At 50.3% G+C, this 16,229-nt stretch carries 16 protein-coding genes; all 16 read right to left on the bottom strand.

Translation table 11 applies throughout. The annotated features are described in order from the left end of the window. Positions 1-295 precede the first annotated feature (295 nt). Positions 296-2,236 carry a nucleoside-diphosphate sugar epimerase/dehydratase gene (locus B9Z31_RS08505; protein WP_100119147.1) on the bottom strand — a complete coding sequence of 647 codons (1,941 nt, stop codon included), beginning with the start codon at positions 2,234-2,236 and terminating at the stop codon, positions 296-298. A gap of 28 nt (positions 2,237-2,264) precedes the next feature. Then, positions 2,265-2,816 (bottom strand): acetyltransferase, encoded by a 552-nt coding sequence (locus tag B9Z31_RS08510; protein ID WP_255408653.1) that lies wholly within the window; start codon positions 2,814-2,816, stop codon positions 2,265-2,267. A gap of 41 nt (positions 2,817-2,857) precedes the next feature. Next, positions 2,858-3,418 (bottom strand): sugar transferase, encoded by a 561-nt coding sequence (locus B9Z31_RS08515; RefSeq protein ID WP_100119149.1) that lies wholly within the window; start codon positions 3,416-3,418, stop codon positions 2,858-2,860. After that, a complete protein-coding gene (locus B9Z31_RS08520) occupies positions 3,415-4,632 on the bottom strand; it encodes a glycosyltransferase family 4 protein (RefSeq protein WP_100119150.1) in 1,218 nt (405 codons plus the stop codon). The genes B9Z31_RS08515 and B9Z31_RS08520 overlap by 4 nt, the downstream gene beginning before the upstream one ends. Position 4,633: 1 nt before the next feature. Beyond that, positions 4,634-5,770: a non-hydrolyzing UDP-N-acetylglucosamine 2-epimerase gene (wecB, locus tag B9Z31_RS08525; protein WP_100119151.1), complete on the bottom strand. Its 1,137-nt coding sequence runs from the start codon at positions 5,768-5,770 to the stop codon at positions 4,634-4,636. 51 nt (positions 5,771-5,821) lie between these two features. Next, entirely contained in the window at positions 5,822-6,631 is an 810-nt protein-coding gene (locus tag B9Z31_RS08530) for a conjugal transfer protein TraN (protein ID WP_199174465.1), read from the bottom strand. Positions 6,632-6,637: 6 nt separating this feature from the next. After that, positions 6,638-7,744 (bottom strand): NAD-dependent epimerase/dehydratase family protein, encoded by a 1,107-nt coding sequence (locus B9Z31_RS08535; protein ID WP_100119152.1) that lies wholly within the window; start codon positions 7,742-7,744, stop codon positions 6,638-6,640. Between the two features lie 3 nt (positions 7,745-7,747). Then, positions 7,748-8,776 (bottom strand): polysaccharide biosynthesis protein, encoded by a 1,029-nt coding sequence (locus B9Z31_RS08540; protein ID WP_100119153.1) that lies wholly within the window; start codon positions 8,774-8,776, stop codon positions 7,748-7,750. A 69-nt stretch (positions 8,777-8,845) separates the two neighbouring features. Continuing rightward, on the bottom strand, positions 8,846-10,111 hold the full coding sequence (locus B9Z31_RS08545; protein WP_100119154.1) for a hypothetical protein: 1,266 nt from the start codon (positions 10,109-10,111) through the stop codon (positions 8,846-8,848). A 10-nt stretch (positions 10,112-10,121) separates the two neighbouring features. After that, positions 10,122-10,985, bottom strand: a complete 864-nt coding sequence (locus tag B9Z31_RS08550; protein ID WP_100119155.1) for a methyltransferase domain-containing protein — start codon at positions 10,983-10,985, stop codon at positions 10,122-10,124. Between the two features lie 14 nt (positions 10,986-10,999). Further along, positions 11,000-12,013, bottom strand: a complete 1,014-nt coding sequence (locus B9Z31_RS08555; RefSeq protein WP_100119156.1) for a glycosyltransferase family A protein — start codon at positions 12,011-12,013, stop codon at positions 11,000-11,002. After that, positions 12,003-12,836, bottom strand: coding sequence for a hypothetical protein (locus B9Z31_RS08560; protein ID WP_100119157.1), 834 nt, complete (start codon positions 12,834-12,836; stop codon positions 12,003-12,005). Before B9Z31_RS08560 ends, B9Z31_RS08555 begins: the two co-directional genes overlap by 11 nt. A 33-nt stretch (positions 12,837-12,869) precedes the next feature. Beyond that, positions 12,870-13,961, bottom strand: coding sequence for a DegT/DnrJ/EryC1/StrS family aminotransferase (locus B9Z31_RS08565; RefSeq protein ID WP_369804682.1), 1,092 nt, complete (start codon positions 13,959-13,961; stop codon positions 12,870-12,872). A gap of 10 nt (positions 13,962-13,971) precedes the next feature. After that, complete coding sequence (locus B9Z31_RS08570) at positions 13,972-14,448, bottom strand: acyltransferase (protein ID WP_100119159.1); 477 nt, start codon at positions 14,446-14,448, stop codon at positions 13,972-13,974. Beyond that, complete coding sequence (locus B9Z31_RS08575; protein ID WP_100119160.1) at positions 14,445-14,846, bottom strand: FdtA/QdtA family cupin domain-containing protein; 402 nt, start codon at positions 14,844-14,846, stop codon at positions 14,445-14,447. Before B9Z31_RS08575 ends, B9Z31_RS08570 begins: the two co-directional genes overlap by 4 nt. A 344-nt stretch (positions 14,847-15,190) precedes the next feature. Further along, the gene (gene galE, locus B9Z31_RS08580) at positions 15,191-16,162 is read right to left on the bottom strand and encodes a UDP-glucose 4-epimerase GalE (RefSeq protein ID WP_100119161.1); all 972 of its coding nucleotides are present in this window, start codon (positions 16,160-16,162) and stop codon (positions 15,191-15,193) included. Between the last annotated feature and the right edge of the window lie 67 nt (positions 16,163-16,229).

Raw genomic sequence — 16,229 nt, forward strand, 5'->3', positions numbered from 1 at the left:
GGAAGGTCAGAACATGCGTCCTGCCAACAGGTGCCGACGGTGTCGGCGTTGAACCCCTGTCCCCGATCAATTCAGGTGGGGGAGTTTGAGGTGGCCATAAGTGGGGGAATTTAGGTGGCCATCAGGGCACAGCGCTGCAAACCACCACAGCGCCAGCCAAAACACGGGCTGGGTGATGGCTGACATCAACTTGGATAAAACAAACATACCGCCTTTTCAGAACTCAAAAATGACAAAAGAGCTCAAGGCTCCTTTGTTTCAATGCCGACAAAATCAGACTTCCATTCAAATGGCTTCACGCTGATTTCGCGTTCTCCATCCACACCCAATCGACCACATCCCCGTCGGGTTGGTAGCCTGGCACCAGCTCTTTGAGCAAAGCGCGAATCTGGGGCACATCGTTGGCATCCAAAACCTGATTCAAAGCATGGAGCTTCGGCTGCAGCTGATCCCAAGGCACAAAGTCTTCGTGCGCTTTCATGATGCGTGGGTGATGGGTCGGCAACGGGTTGTCACCAATCAACAACTCCTCGTACAGCTTTTCACCGGGGCGCAAGCCCGTGACCCGAATTTCAATGTCGCCTGTGGGGTTCGACTCGTCCTTCAGGCCCAAGCCCGACAACTCAACCATCCGTTTGGCCAAATCCATGATCCGAACAGGTTCACCCATGTCCAACACAAACACATCCCCACCAGTGGCCATGGCCCCGGCCTGAATCACCAACTGAGCGGCCTCAGGGATCGTCATGAAATAGCGGGTGATCCGCTCATCCGTCAAAGTGATCGGGCCACCCTCTTTGATCTGCTTGCGAAACAGCGGCACCACCGAGCCCGAAGAACCCAGCACATTGCCAAACCGGACCATGCTGAAACGCGTCTTGCCCGCGCCCACGTGCGCCACAGCGGCATGAGACTGCAACACCATCTCTGCCAAGCGTTTACTGGCCCCCATCACATTGGTGGGGCGTACGGCTTTGTCCGTGCTCACCAGCACGAAATCGCTGACCCCATGCAGGGCAGACTGCAAAGCCGTGATCAAGGTCCCCGTCACATTGTTCTTGACGCCCTCGGCCGGGTTGTGCTCCACCAGCGGCACATGCTTGTAGGCCGCAGCGTGGTACACCGTGCTGGGCTTCCAGGTGCCCAATATCTCGCCCATTCGAGCGGCATCACGCACATTGGCCAGCAAGGGCACCAAGGTCACGCCCTGCTCAGGCGCATCGTCCAGCATTCGCTCCAACTCATGGTGAATGGAATACAGCGCAAACTCTGACAACTCAACCAACAACAAAGTCGACGGCCCCGTGCGCAAAATCTGCCGGCACAACTCCGAGCCGATGGAGCCACCGGCCCCGGTCACCATCACCACTTTGCCGCTGATGTTTTTAGCCAGCATCAATGAATTGGGGTTTACTGGGTCACGTCCCAGCAAATCCTCAATGTCCAAGTCTTTCAGATCGGACACCTGTACCTTGCCCTGGGCCAACTCCAGCACGCCAGGCAAGGTACGTACTTGCACATGGGCTGCACGCACCAATTCCAAAATCTCATTGCGCCTCGCACGCGAGGCTGAAGGCAATGCCAAGAAAACATGCGTCACGCGCAGCCTGGCAACCACACCAACCATGGTCGATGGGTCGTAAATCCTCAAACCATTGAGCACTTGGCCATGCAAGCGGTCATCGTCATCCAACAAGCCCACCACCACCAACTCTGCGCTGGTCTTTAAAGCGGCTGCCAATTGGCGGCCTGCAGAGCCAGCCCCATAAATCATCACACGGGGGGAGTCCTCTTTCCCGACGATGCTTTGGTATACGCCTCCCAACCAATAACGGACAAAAGCCCTCGACAAGGTCACGCCCAAAAGCAGCAACAGCGGCTGCAACACACCCACTGAGCGAGGTACCCCAGGCACCCCCACAAAACTGAAAGCGAAACAATAAATCACGGCATAAAGGGCAATCACCTTCAACACCGTCATCAAAGCAGGCAAGCCCGCATAACGGAAAATCGCCCGGTATAAACCGAACACAATAAACAGTGGCAAAGCAAAAGCCACAGCGCCAACAAACGCCGTAAAGTGCGCAGGAGACCAAGCCGTCCATGACTCCAGCCGCAAATTGAACGCCATCCACACCGTGGCTCCACAAACAAAAGCGTCGGCACCTAAAGCCAAAGCCCGCTTAAGCGGGCGTGGCAGCATGAGCAAAAAGTCAGTCAAATCAGCAGTTTTCATTTGAAACAATCAAAACAGTGAGGCCATATCATCGAGCCTCACCAGGCTTGAGTACAGTGCCCGCCTCAATTTGCACCCCATACCCAATGGCCGATCCCGCTTGCATCCAAGCCAATGCGCCCAAAACGCTGCCGCCAGCCATACAAGCGTTGACACCCAAATGACCAAACTCATGCACTTGCGCATGGTGGTCAACCACAGCACCACAATTAACGATAGCTCCTTGACCCAAAATGGCCTCAGTGCCCACGATGGCGCCAGCCATCACAGCCACACCAGCAGCCAATTGCGCACGTGGAGACACAATGGCCTTGGGATGGATGACACTTGCCAACGAAAACCCAACTGCCCGCAACTGCGCACACAACTTTTGCCGCAAAACATTGTTGCCAATCGCAACTACAGCATGCGCAGCATGACCCGCATATTTTTCAAATGCAGCGGCAGGCCCCAACACAGGCAAACCCCATACATCTTCGCCAGCGGCAAACGCACCATCGTCAGCAAAACCCACCAAGCTGAAATGGTCAGCCATCAAAACAGCTTCGGCCACAGACCGACCGTGCCCACCTGCACCCACAATCAGCAAGCGTGGCTTATCCGTCTTCTGCTGTTCATCGGTCAATGTGATACCCCATCGCGCCGAACAACTTTCACAAAGGTCAGCCACAAAATTCGGATGTCAAACCACAAACTCTGCTTTTGCAAATATTCAGCATCCAGAGCCACCTTTTGTGGAATCGGCAATTCATCACGCCCATTCACCTGCGCCCAGCCTGTCAAGCCCGGCACCAGAATGTGCACCCCCTGCTCTGTACGCAAAGCAATCAAATCTTCTTGATTGAACAAGGCCGGACGAGGCCCCACAAAGCTCATGTCCCCGACCAAAATGCTCCACAACTGAGGCAATTCATCCAGACTGCTTTTGCGCAAAAAAGAACCAATGGGCGTCAGATGCGCCTCAGGGCTAGACAGCAAGTGTGTTGCAACAACTGGCGTACCCACCCGCATGCTGCGGAATTTGGGCATTTTGAAAATGGCATTGTGACGGCCCACTCGATCTGACCAATACAAAGATGGGCCTTTTGAGGTCAAGCGAACTGCAGTAGCCACAACAATGATGGGCACCAGCAAGAAGACTGATGCGACCGCCCCAATGGCCAAATCGAAAAACCGCTTCATTTACACAGTCCAGATAGATATTTTTCCGCCAAATCAACGATCTTCTTTCGATCAAACGCCTGCTGACTGAATTCCATGCCATTTTTGCCCATCGCTTGTCTTTCGCTATTCGGTAATTCAGCCATCTTTCTGACCATTGAAGCCAATTCGGCTGCATTACCAGCAGGAGATGTCAACCCAGCATTGGCGAGGCGGATGACCTCTGCACCCTCACCATTCAATGCTGCAATGACCGGCATGCCTGCCGCCAGATAGGACTGCAACTTTCCCGGAATGGTCATTGCAAAAATTTCCTGATCGGCCAAAGTCACCAACATGGCATCCGCTTTGGCATAAAAGTCCGGCATTCGCTCAACAGGGTAACGACCCAACAAAAGTACATGCCCTTCCAGACCACGCAATGCGATCTGTGATGCAACCCACGCAGACATACGACCATCACCAACGATCAACCAGCGAATAGAACTGTGCTGCTTAAGCAAGGTTGCTGCAGACAAAATGCACTCAAAATCCTGTGCTTCACCGATATTTCCGGCGAACATTACATTGAAGCTTCCATCCTTATCAGGCACCTCAGGTGCCGGAATAGCTTTATGGCTTTTAAAAATTTCCTCTGCCCAACTCGGAAAATAAACAACAGCGGTATTTTTATCCATTGATTTTTTTATCTTAGGAATAAAACTCTGCGATTGCGCAAAAATTAAATCACATCGGTTGTAAATGAAGGTCACCAATTTACCTACAACACTGAGTAATCGTGGTGATTTAACAACCCCCATCGCTTTCAATGTATCTGGCCACAAATCAAGCACCCACATGGCCATTGGTGCATTTTTAAACCATGCCAGAAAGGCCCCTGGCAAGCCGACGGTCACTGGACTCAACTGGCATGTCAAAACGACATCAAATCTTTCACTCTTCAGCTTCCACGGCCCGAGCACACAAGCATTGATCGCAAAAGATAAATAATTTAAAAATAATCGAACCGCACCGCTACCTCTTGGGATAAGAGGCACTCGGATAATTTTAATATTTTCAAGGGCTGTGAAATTTTCAGCATTATCCAGAAAATCTTTGAATATTTTTCCGCTTGGATAATTCGGCAATCCAGTAAGCACTGTCACTTCATGCCCACGACGGGCAAATTCGATTGCAAGATCATTGATCCTAAAATTCTCAGGCCAAAAATATTGCGAAACGATCAGCAAACGCATTTCAATATTTCTTCCAAACCACCCGGTTCACGTAGTCCGTGTAGCTGTGAACAATGCGGACCACCTTGGCGCTCACATTGGGCATGCTGTAGTCGGCCACCAATCGCAAACTGCGCTCTTCACCTCGGGCTTGTTGCGCCACAATGGCCAACCCTTGGCGCACGCGGTCCACCTCCAAGCCCACCATCATCACGGCGGCCTCTTCCATGCCCTCTGGCCGCTCGTGCGCTTCACGCAAATTGAGTGCCGGAAAATTCAAAATTGAAGACTCCTCGTTGATCGTCCCGCTGTCCGACAAAACAGCTTTGGCGTTCATCTGCAGGTTCACGTAATCGTGAAAGCCCAGTGGCTTCAATAGCCGCACGAGCGGGTGAAACTGAGCCCCCGTTGCATCCACCCGTTTTTGCGTGCGAGGGTGGGTTGACACAATGACCGGCAAGCCATGTTCTTCGGCCACGGTGTTGAGCACCTGCACCAACTTGGTAAAGCTCTGCTCGGACTCGATGTTTTCTTCTCGGTGAGCGCTCACCACAAAATACTGCCCCACTTCTAGCCCCAGGCGCTGCAAAGCATCCGAAGCCTTGATTTGAGGGAGATAGTGGTGCAACACCTCAAACATCGGGCTGCCGGTCTTGATGACTTGGTCTGGCGGCAAACCTTCACGCAGCAGATAGTCTCGCGCAATCGTGCTGTAAGTGAGGTTGATGTCAGACGTATGGTCCACGATGCGGCGGTTGGTCTCTTCAGGCACCCGTTGGTCAAAGCAGCGGTTTCCTGCCTCCATATGGAAAATCGGCACCTTGCGTCGCTTGGCTGGAATCACCGACAAACAGCTGTTCGTGTCACCCAGCACCAACATCGCCTCAGGCTGCACCTGAGCCAAAACGCCATCCACCGCCGTGATCAGGTTACCAATGGTGTGGGCCGCACTTGTGCTGCCCTCTGCGCTGTTCAAAAAGAAATCAGGCTTGCGCACACCCAGATCATCAAAAAACACCTGATTCAATTCGTAATCATAGTTTTGCCCTGTGTGCACCAGCACATGGTCGCAGTGCTCGTCCAGTTCGGCCAATACACGCGAGAGGCGAATGATCTCTGGGCGCGTGCCCACAACCGACATGATTTTGAGTTTTTTCATGAGTAGATTAAAAAAGAAAAAACCGCATCGGGCAGATCATCCACGATGCGGTTAAGAAGCCGGGTCACCAGCCTCAAGTGAGTTTTGAATTAACCCTGCGGCAGCAGATGCTCCAGATGCCTGGCCTTGAGCTGTGCGGGCAATTCCTTTTGAACGTAATCGGCGATCGATTTCTTGCTGCGCCGCAGCGAGTCGATTTCGGATGCCGTCAATTGTGGTGAAGCCCACAAGGTAATTGGCTTCGTTGGCTGTGAGCGCTGAAGGCTCGATTCCGAAGACTTCGGTGAATTCATCATCAAACCGCTCCTTGATCAATTGAACAAACTTTTTGCTAGGGACCAGTGACTTGTCGCGGCCAGCGTTGACCAACACAACCACATCATGCACCACACCACCAAAAATCTGAACGTAGTTTGACAATTCTGCCAGAGTTCCACCAAGGTTAGTGACATCGTCCACCAGCACATACTTCGCACCTGAAATCACAACCCCTTCAAATTGAGCCCTGGCAGCCATGCGTTCCATGGGGTCAGCTCCTGTGTGGAATACCCGATCGGACTGAACAATCTCGTTGTCCACCGTACCTTGAAACATCAATGCACAAACCGTAGCCAAGGCTTGGGGAATCGCGTTGTCACCACTCGCTTCTGAAGCATGCGGCGCCAAGAAGATCAGGCCAGGCTCAAAGCGATCTCGGTGTTCGTAGAGCCATGACACAGCCAAGTCCATGAGCAGCCTCACTGCAGCCTGTTCATGCCCTGCTTTAGCTTGCAAATAAGCGCCCGACGCTTTGAGATCAGCATCTTGGGTGAAAAGAAAGAGCGGCTGAGTCTGAACAGGAAAACCAAACGAGCGCAGCATGACCACTCAAACCTTGCTGGTGATCGTGTCCGGATTGGCACGGTCAAATATTTCATTGGCCCAGAGCATGACCACCATCTCGTCATCGCCCACATTGGTGATGTCGTGCGTCCAGCCGGGCACAGTCTCCACCACTTGGGGCTTGGCACCCTCGGTGTCGAGGTGATAAACCTCGTTGGTCAGCATGTGCCTGAAACCAAAACGCGCCTTGCCTTTGATGACCAAAAACTTTTCGGTTTTGGTGTGGTGGTAGTGGCCACCACGTGTAATGCCCGGGTGCGCCGTGAAGAAAGAAAACTGCCCGGCATCAGGCGTTTTGAGCATTTCAACAAACACCCCACGCGCATCGCCATAAGCGGGCACTTCGTAGGCAAATTTGTCTTTGGGCAAGTAGCTCACATAAGTGGCATACAGCGCCCGTGTCAGGCCCGTTCCCACCCGTTCCGACACCAGAGTCGTGCGGCAATTTTTAAAGGCATCGATCTGCTCAGACAACTCACCCAAGGTGATGCTGTATTCGGGCGCGAGTACAGGCCAAACCAGGCCAGACCAAGGAGCCGCCAACGCAGACAGAAAAGCACTGACCACATCATCCACATACACCAAACGAATCCGCGCCGTCGCATCGTTGACCTGGACCGGAAGATCGTGAGCCTTGTTGTGGCAAAAGGTGGCGACCACAGAGTTGTAATGGGGCTTGCACCATTTGCCAAACACACCTGGCAGACGGTAAATAGCAACTGGGTTGCCATGGCTCTGCGCCAACTCAGCCGAGGCCCGCTCTGCAGCCAACTTGCTGCGACCATATGGGTTGTCCAACTCCGCCTGTGCAGACGATGCCAGCAGCAAAGGCGTGGTCTTGCCCAGGGCACGCAAGCCATCGCAAATCTGCCGGGTCAGTCCCGCATTGACTTGCTCAAACGCATCTGGCGAAGCCGGGCGGTTTTCTCCCGCCAAATGGACCACCACATCGGCCAGCACCAAAGCGGCCTGCAAAGCCGCATCGGTGTCGCCGCGTGCAAAAGTCAGCACCTCCGTGTCCGCTTGTTCGCGCAAGCGCAACACCAGGTTCTTACCAATGAAACCATTGGCACCTGTGACCAGCACTTTCATGGCTTATTCCTCCAGCTCGACATGCTCACCCCGCACAATCGCCTGCATGAATCTGAGCTTGAGCAACAAAGACTGCATACCCTCCACATCGAGGCGCGTGGTGTTGTGCGAGTTGTAATCCGTGGCTTCGGAAATTTTGATTTCGCCTTGCTCCACAAATTTGCCGTAATTCAAATCGCGCAAATCGGGTGGCACGCGGTAATAACCGCCCAGGTCTTCAGCTGCGGCCATCTCTTCACGGCTGAGCAAAGCCTCGTAGAGCTTTTCACCGTGGCGGGTGCCAATGACACGCACTTCGTGATCTGGCTTGCCCAACAAACCGGTCAACGCCTGAGTCAACACGTCGATCGTGGCTGCAGGGGCCTTTTGCACAAAGATCTCTCCCGGCTGACCGTGCTCAAAAGCATAGAGCACCAAGTCCACCGCATCGTCCAGCGTCATCATGAAACGGGTCATGCTCGGGTCGGTGATGGTGATGGGCTGAGCGGCACGAATTTGATCGACAAACAGCGGAATCACCGAGCCACGCGAAGCCATCACATTGCCATAGCGGGTAACGTTGATCACCGTCTGCGAACTGCTGCGCGACTTGGCCACGGCGACCTTTTCCATCATGGCCTTGCTGATGCCCATGGCGTTGATGGGGTACACCGCCTTGTCGGTGCTCAGGCAAACCACCCGTTTAACACCGCACTGAATGGCCGCTTCCAGCACATTCTCTGTGCCCATCACATTGGTCTTAACCGCTTCTAGCGGATGAAACTCACAAGACGGGACTTGCTTCAGCGCTGCGGCATGGTAGATGTAATCCACACCCCGCACCGCGTTCATCACCGACTGCGAATCACGCACATCACCAATGTAGAACTTCAGCTTGGGGCTGTTGTACTTCTTGCGCATGTCATCTTGCTTCTTCTCATCACGACTAAAGATGCGAATTTCGCGCAAGTCTGAGTCGAGGAAACGGCGCAACACTGCATTGCCAAAAGAACCGGTTCCACCCGTGATTAAAAGCGTTTTATTGTGAAACATAAAGAATTATCCTCGAGGGATTTATCAATTATTAATTTATCAACTGATGACATTTTACAATAATCGCACTCACAAGTTAACTTTTTTATGCAATGTTGCCGAATATATAAAAAAAGCGACCATATTACTGGCAATTAATCCAAAGATCGCCCCTTTAAATCCCCAACCCAAAACTGATAAAAAAGAAATTGATATGCCAGAAATCATCGCAATCGACATTAATCTTCCAGCCACTTTGGCTTCAAACGCACCGACAACACCCAGATGCACAATTCCAACTGCAGCCGCCAAAACTCCAGCAACAACAAACATAGGGAATAAGTTCAAATGTGAATGGTAATTTTCTGGGACAATGTATTTCAATATGGTGGAACCAATTGTATCTGCAAGAAAAAATCCAACCACACCTAGCAGAATAACTCCCCCAACGAGACGAATCATGAATTCATTAAACCTTATTAAATGCCCACCCTCTTTAGCTGAGAGTTTATATACAATGGGTGCAACGAATGTCTGTACAACACCAAAAATCATGACGACAGGTGAAAATCCAAGTTGAAAGAAAACATTAAATATGGCCAGGTCCTCAACACCTACATTTGCAGCAAGCACCCACCGCTCTCCAACACCCTTTAATGCAACGAAAAATGTTGGCAAATAGAATGGTGCAGCATTAATGAAGAAACTTTTAACAATTACACCAACATCAACCGATGAAATAAAATTCGAACAATAAACTCTCTTCAAATATAAACGCAATAAAATGTGCAACAGTACACATGCCAATGTAAGTGCGACGATCGACTCCAACAAACCTGACCCAAAAATCTTAAAAATTATCAGCAAAATAAATATCTTTACTATGGCCTCAAAAGTTATTGCAGCCCCATATAATCTTCTTTTTTTCAAAATATTCAAAACTGCCAAAGCCATTCCACCGGCACCATTGGAGGAAAAATACAAATAAAAAGTTAATGCAAAAGCAACAGCACTTAATTCATTGAATTTTATATACGCAAAAAGTGCGGCAATTAAGAAGATTAAACCAAACCAGAACAACAATCCGTCATTAATAACATTCATTGCCTTAACTTTATTATTTACCGATTCCCCCTGAGCCAATTGACCGCAATCACGAACTATCACATACGAGATTGGATCGTACAATATTTGCCTTAAAAAAATTGCCGCAGTAAAAAATAAAGTATAGTAACCAAACATCTCCATCGAAAGAGATTTAGTCAAAATACTTATTAAAAAAATATTAACAATCAAAACAAAAAATTGAGATAGAGCTACCGCAATAAAGTCTAATTTTTTATTTAGATCAACCATTATATTTTAATTATTTTTTGACTAAAGAATTTTCAAAATTTATATGAGGTTTTGTAGCGTACTCAAGGTCGCATGAAGGGCAATGCAAATTTCCACCAATAAGATTCAGTGCACCTTTACATTCCGGACAGATCAATATGTCATTAAGGTTGAAGTTTTTTAATCTATCCTTGCGCATGCGCTGTTGCAATGACTCATAAATTGATGATCCTAAAGACCTCCATCCAGTCCTTCTATTTTGATCAACAACAATCTCACTCACCTGAGAACTATTTTTGTAAACATCATCGATCCATTCGCATGATACATCAGGATTGGTTATTTCATAATCTATTTTACCTTCCCAAAAATATCTCACATGAAACAGATCCGGATCATCAAAGTACAACTCACCCCATCGCTTATTTGATCCGAGATAATTCAAATTTGAGATATACGGGTCCAGCAGGTACGATTTCTTTTTGTTGATTAAAAGTTTATTATTGCATAGCGCCACCTCCAAACAATGTGCATGACTTGGTAGAAGTCTTTCGCATATAAAATTTGGAGTTTCAATATAACCCGCCTTCGCCACTCTTTGCAGCTCAGATATGAATTTTCCAGGATCGGGCATATGCTCTAGAACGTGACTGGCAATGACATAATCAAAAGACTTATCTTTAAATGGCAAACTTGTTGCATCACCAATAATTGCAGGCCGATCAATTCGCATAGGATCCCCTCCTCTGTGCTCTGCGCCAATCAGTCTGTCAATGAGAACATCAGCTCTTGGATGAGGATTCCCCCCACTTCCCACATCCAATACGATCGCTGAACTACTCACAGGAAGACGGGTTTTTCTTAAAGCCCACATCAATCTTTTGAAATTTTTCATTTTTAATTACTTTTTTAATTGGCCAAATTTTCATAATTCACATGAAAATCCAATGCTTTATTTTTTATTGTCGCAAGATGTATTCTGTGCTCCAATATGGAACCATCAACAGATTTTTTACTAAAAATATCAAATACATTCATGATTAAAGCAAAGCAAAAAATATGAAAATCTATATTCAGAAATTTATTAATAAACTTGCTACCTTTTTCAAAACAAAACAATCTGTTTTTAATACGCACTCGCTCCAACCAACTCAATTCAGTGCAAATAAGATCCTTATAAACCCGAATTTTATCCTGCATAAAACGCTGATTAGCCACAATATATGTTGAACCCATGGTTCTTCTGTAATAAACCAAAACCCTGTCTATTAATTGATATTTATAATTTGGAAATTGCTGAGCTATGGCGATTTGTAACGGCCAATCCTCAACCACATCAAAGCGCTGCAAATACGCACGCACATTAGGGTGCATCAAACACTCTGTGGCATACAACAAATTCGGTGCGTTGGTGTAAGACAAGTGCTTGAACCGGTGCAACAGTGGGTCATTTTGATAAATTACTTGCGTTGCTGTAGCCAAATGGTTGGCTGTATGGTCCATGCCTAAGTCATTTCCAAACAGGTACAAAGCCCTTCCCGAGACCATCGCCACATCGGTGTCGTGTTGGGTCAATTCAAAAATGTTTTCAAACGAATACACATCATCGCCTGCGGTGAGCTTGCATCGATCGGCCACCATGTTGCTAAGCATATTGTTGACACTCGCGCAGGTGCCTAAATTTTGAGGGTTGTAAATTTTGATAGCGTGGCGAAACAGTTGTGAATTCAATTCCAACCAAGCATCTACCAAACTTCGGGTTTGGTCTTTGGAGCCGTCGTCGTTGACGATCAAGTCCACATCAATGCCTAAAGAGTAGGCTTGCACCAAGTACTTGATGCTTTCCAAGTGCTCCACAATGTATTCTTGGTGGTTGTACGCCAGCACCAAGAAAGCAAAAGACGGCTTGGCATCAACGGACATGGAGCTTGTCACGAACGTAACCCATTACAAAATACATAGCCTTCCAACCCACCATCCGAAATCCTGTTTGCATGAAGCGCAGCTTCCACAGCGTCGTGCGTTTCTCAAACACTGTGTCCGATGAAAAGCCGCGTTCAGACCAATCAATTTTCAAAGGGAAATTCTTGGCAACTTTCTCCACCACCTCCCGCACCCACTTACCACGGTAAATGGCTCCGCCTTTGTCGTGGTTGTAAGGGTAAATGTCTGGCTGTTGGGGGTTGAGTGAATAAAAGATCTTGCCATCGCGCCAAGTGCGGTAGCTGCCAAAAACCTCCCAAGCCCAAGGCGTATCGCCAGGGGCCGTGTACTCTATCAAAGCTTGTCGACGCCAAATGCCTGGTGCCGAGTTAAGCCGGTAATCCACCCGATCCTTGAGCGCGATGAAGGTGTTGTGGGTGTCGTTTTGACTCAATGGCAGCGAGGTGTTCATCAAATACGTCACTACGGCTTGGGCTTGAGACCGCAACAGATTTAAGGCGTTAATGATGCGTTCGTTGCTAACCGGACCATCAAGAATAAAGTCGTCATAGAGCATAAGCACAAACTCGGTGTCAATGCTGTTCAGGGTTTGCCTAAGTCGGTCTCCCCAATCATCCACCCCATTTTGGCTGCGGTGGTTGTGCACGCGCGCAGGGTAATCGTGCGTGTTGGATTCGGTGTTGATCACAACCGGGTAGGGGCAATCAGGCCAATGTGCTTTGAGTGCGCAGAAAAAAACCTCCAACACATCTTGATATGCGTCGCAGGTATTGACCACGATCGTGAGGTCTGAGCGGTTCACAGTTATTTTTTCAGAAATGTTGCCAAACAGGCTTCACGCCCGGAAAGCGTTAACCGCCTCAATCACCAACCGAACATCCCCCATAGCCATGCTTGGTCCTATGGGTAAGCTCACCACCTCTTGGTGAATCGCCTCGGTCACTGGCAACTGCAAGCCGTTGTAAGGCTTGTAGGCCTGTTGTTGGTGCGGTGGAATCGGGTAATGGATCAAGGTTTCAATGCCCGCCGCCTTCAGGTGCGCCTGGAAAGTGGCCCGCTGCTTCACTCGCACCACAAACAGGTGAAACACATGACTGGCCAATGTTTCCAAAGTGCTTTCAGGGCCAATGGGCAAGTGCACCAAAGGGTTGGTGATACCCTGGGCATAGGCCACAGCAATTTCTTGACGCACGCGGGTTTCAGCGTCCAGGTGTTGCAGTTTCACGCGCAAGAACGTGGCTTGCATTTCGTCCAATCGGCTGTTCAGCCCTTGGTACAGGTTTTCGTATTTTTTGTGACTACCGTAGTTACCCAGAGCCCGGACCGTTTGAGCCAGCTCGGGGTCATTGGTGGTCATGGCACCTGCGTCACCCAAAGCACCTAGGTTCTTACCCGGATAAAAACTGAAACCTGATGCATGCCCCCAGTTACCGGCGCGCTTACCGTCTACTGAGGCCCCGTGAGCTTGGGCTGAATCCTCCAAAACCAAGAGCGCATGCTCCTGGGCAATCGCCATGAGTGCTTTCATAGGCGCAAGTTGACCGTAGAGGTGAACCGCCACAATGGCTTTGGTCTTGGGCGTGATGGCTGCCCGCACCTTGTCTGGACACAGGTTGAAACTGCGCTCATCGGGCTCCACCAACACCGGCTTGAGCCGGTTTTCGGTGATGGCGAGCACACTGGCAATGTAGGTGTTGGCTGGAACAATGACCTCATCACCCTCTTGAAGCCTTCCCATTTCTATCCATGCACGCAAGGTCAAGACCAGCGCGTCCAAACCATTGGCCACACCCACACATTGCGTGGTGCCGCAAAAGGCGGCAAATTCTTGTTCAAAGGCTTTGACTTCCTGACCCAAAACATACCAACCGGAGTCGATCACTCTTGTGGCCGCATCGACCAAGGCCTGACGGTATTGCTGATTCACAGCTTTGAGATCAAGAAAGGGAATCATCTGCTAAATACCTCACAATTTTGGCTGGGTTTCCGATCACCACAGCACGTGCTGGCACGTCTTTGGTGACCACAGCACCTGCACCCACAATGGCTTTTTCGCCAACAGTGATCCCAGGCAGCAAGGTCGCATTGGCCCCTATGCTTGCACCGTTCTTGATGGTAACGCCCCGAAATGCATCCGGGTACTGCCGGGATCTTGGGTACAAGTCGTTTGAAAACGTGGCGTTGGGGCCAATGAATACATCGTCGCCAATGACCGACCCATCCCAAATTTGAACGCCCGACTTGACCGTTACCCGGTCACCCATCACCACATCACCTTCGATCAATGTTTGCGCGCAAATATTGCAATCAGACCCAATGCGTGCGCCCTTGAGCACCACCACAAATTGCCAGACTCGTGTACCTTCACCGATGTGACACTCTGCCACATCAGCCAGTGGGTGAATAAAACTCACGGTGCCACGATCCTTTTAAATTCGTCGTAAGAGCGGATGTAATCGGTCTCGTCGTAATGCTCACTGGCCAACACCAACAACACACAATCCGGACTGAAATCGTGCATTTCGCGCCAAACCAAATCGCCAATCAATAGCCCTTTGGTGGGCGAGTCAAGCCAAACGTCTTCACGCTTGTGTCCATCGTCCAACACCATGCGGCATTTACCCGTGACGCAAACGGACACCTGTTGGAGTTGACGGTGCGCATGGAACCCTCTAGATACACCCGATTTGGTGCCAAAAATGTAATAGACCCGCTTGACATCAAAAGGCACGGTTTTATGGGCTTCCAAAGCGACCAATGAACCGCGCTCATCACCCAAAGGTGGGAAATCTATACTTTTGATCAAACTCATCTACTGGCTCCGGTATGAAGAATAAGCACCCACCTTGGCTTGTTCAAATAATTCAAGGCAACCGCTCATCTTGGTCAGCACGCCTATCACCATTGCGGCCTTGGTTGATGTCAAAACCCACCACTGGGCGGTGCTGGCCAAACTCCACCGCCAAAGGCAGCCCCACATAGCCCTAGCCAATGACGGACAGCACTTGATTTTGAGAATTTGGCATGAATGGGCGCAACCTGTACTAAATGTTTGATTTTAAAGCACCCCTCCCCAAAAACGACCTTTTAGAGGGCACAAACAACAAAGGAGCCCAAGGCCCCTTTGAAATCTCAACCATCGGCATCTGACACCGCTCAACATCCACGCGACTCCCAAGCCCAAGCGTGCGCCACGATCGTGTCCAAATCTGCAAACTTGGGCTGCCAGCCCAACTGCTGGCGGATGAGGCTTGCATCGGCCACCAAGCGGGCAGGGTCGCCAGCACGCCGAGGCTCATTGACCACGGGCACCTTGCGGCCCGTCACCCTCTCTGCAGTGTCAATCACCTCTTGCACCGAAAAGCCATGCCCATTGCCCAAGTTGTAGGCCTGGCTGCCCGCCCCACCCATCAATGACTGCAGAGCCAACCAGTGCGCCGAGCACAAATCCTCAATGTGGATGTAGTCACGGATACAGGTGCCATCTGGCGTGTCGTAATCGCGCCCAAACACACCGATGTGCGGCCTGCGCCCAGACGCCGCCTGCAGCACCAAAGGAATCAAATGCGTCTCGGGCTCGTGCCTCTCGCCCAATTGCCCCTCTGGATCAGCCCCGGCGGCATTGAAGTAGCGCAAACACACCGACTTCAAGCCATAGGCACGGTCATAGTCGGCCAGCGCCTGCTCCACCATCAGTTTGGTGCGCCCATAGGGGTTGATGGGCTGTTGGGGGTGCTGCTCGTCGATGGGGGAATATTGTGGTTCGCCAAATGTGGCCGCCGTGGACGAAAAAATAAACCGGCTCACCCCGTGCGCCCGCATGGCATCCAACAGGCCCAGCGTGTTCACCACATTGTTTTGGTAGTACTTGGCGGGCTGCTGCACCGACTCGCCCACCTGAATAAATGACGCGAAATGCATGACCGCATCAAAACCCCGCGACAACACAGCGTCCAGCACACTGGGATCGGCCATGTCACCCTGCACAAAGTCCCCGCACAACACCGCATCACGATGCCCCGAAGACAAATCATCCAGCGTGGTGACGCTGCAACCCCGCTGGTCGAGCATCTTGACCATGTGTGAGCCGATATACCCGGCGCCGCCCACCACCAAAACCATTGTCATTTGTTCAATCTCTTCAAAACTAAGACTTGCACTTCGCTTGAAATACTCTTAAGCACACCGTTTGCGA

The sequence above is a fragment of the Limnohabitans sp. G3-2 genome (assembly GCF_002778275.1).
In the GTDB taxonomy this organism is placed as follows: domain Bacteria; phylum Pseudomonadota; class Gammaproteobacteria; order Burkholderiales; family Burkholderiaceae_C; genus Limnohabitans_A.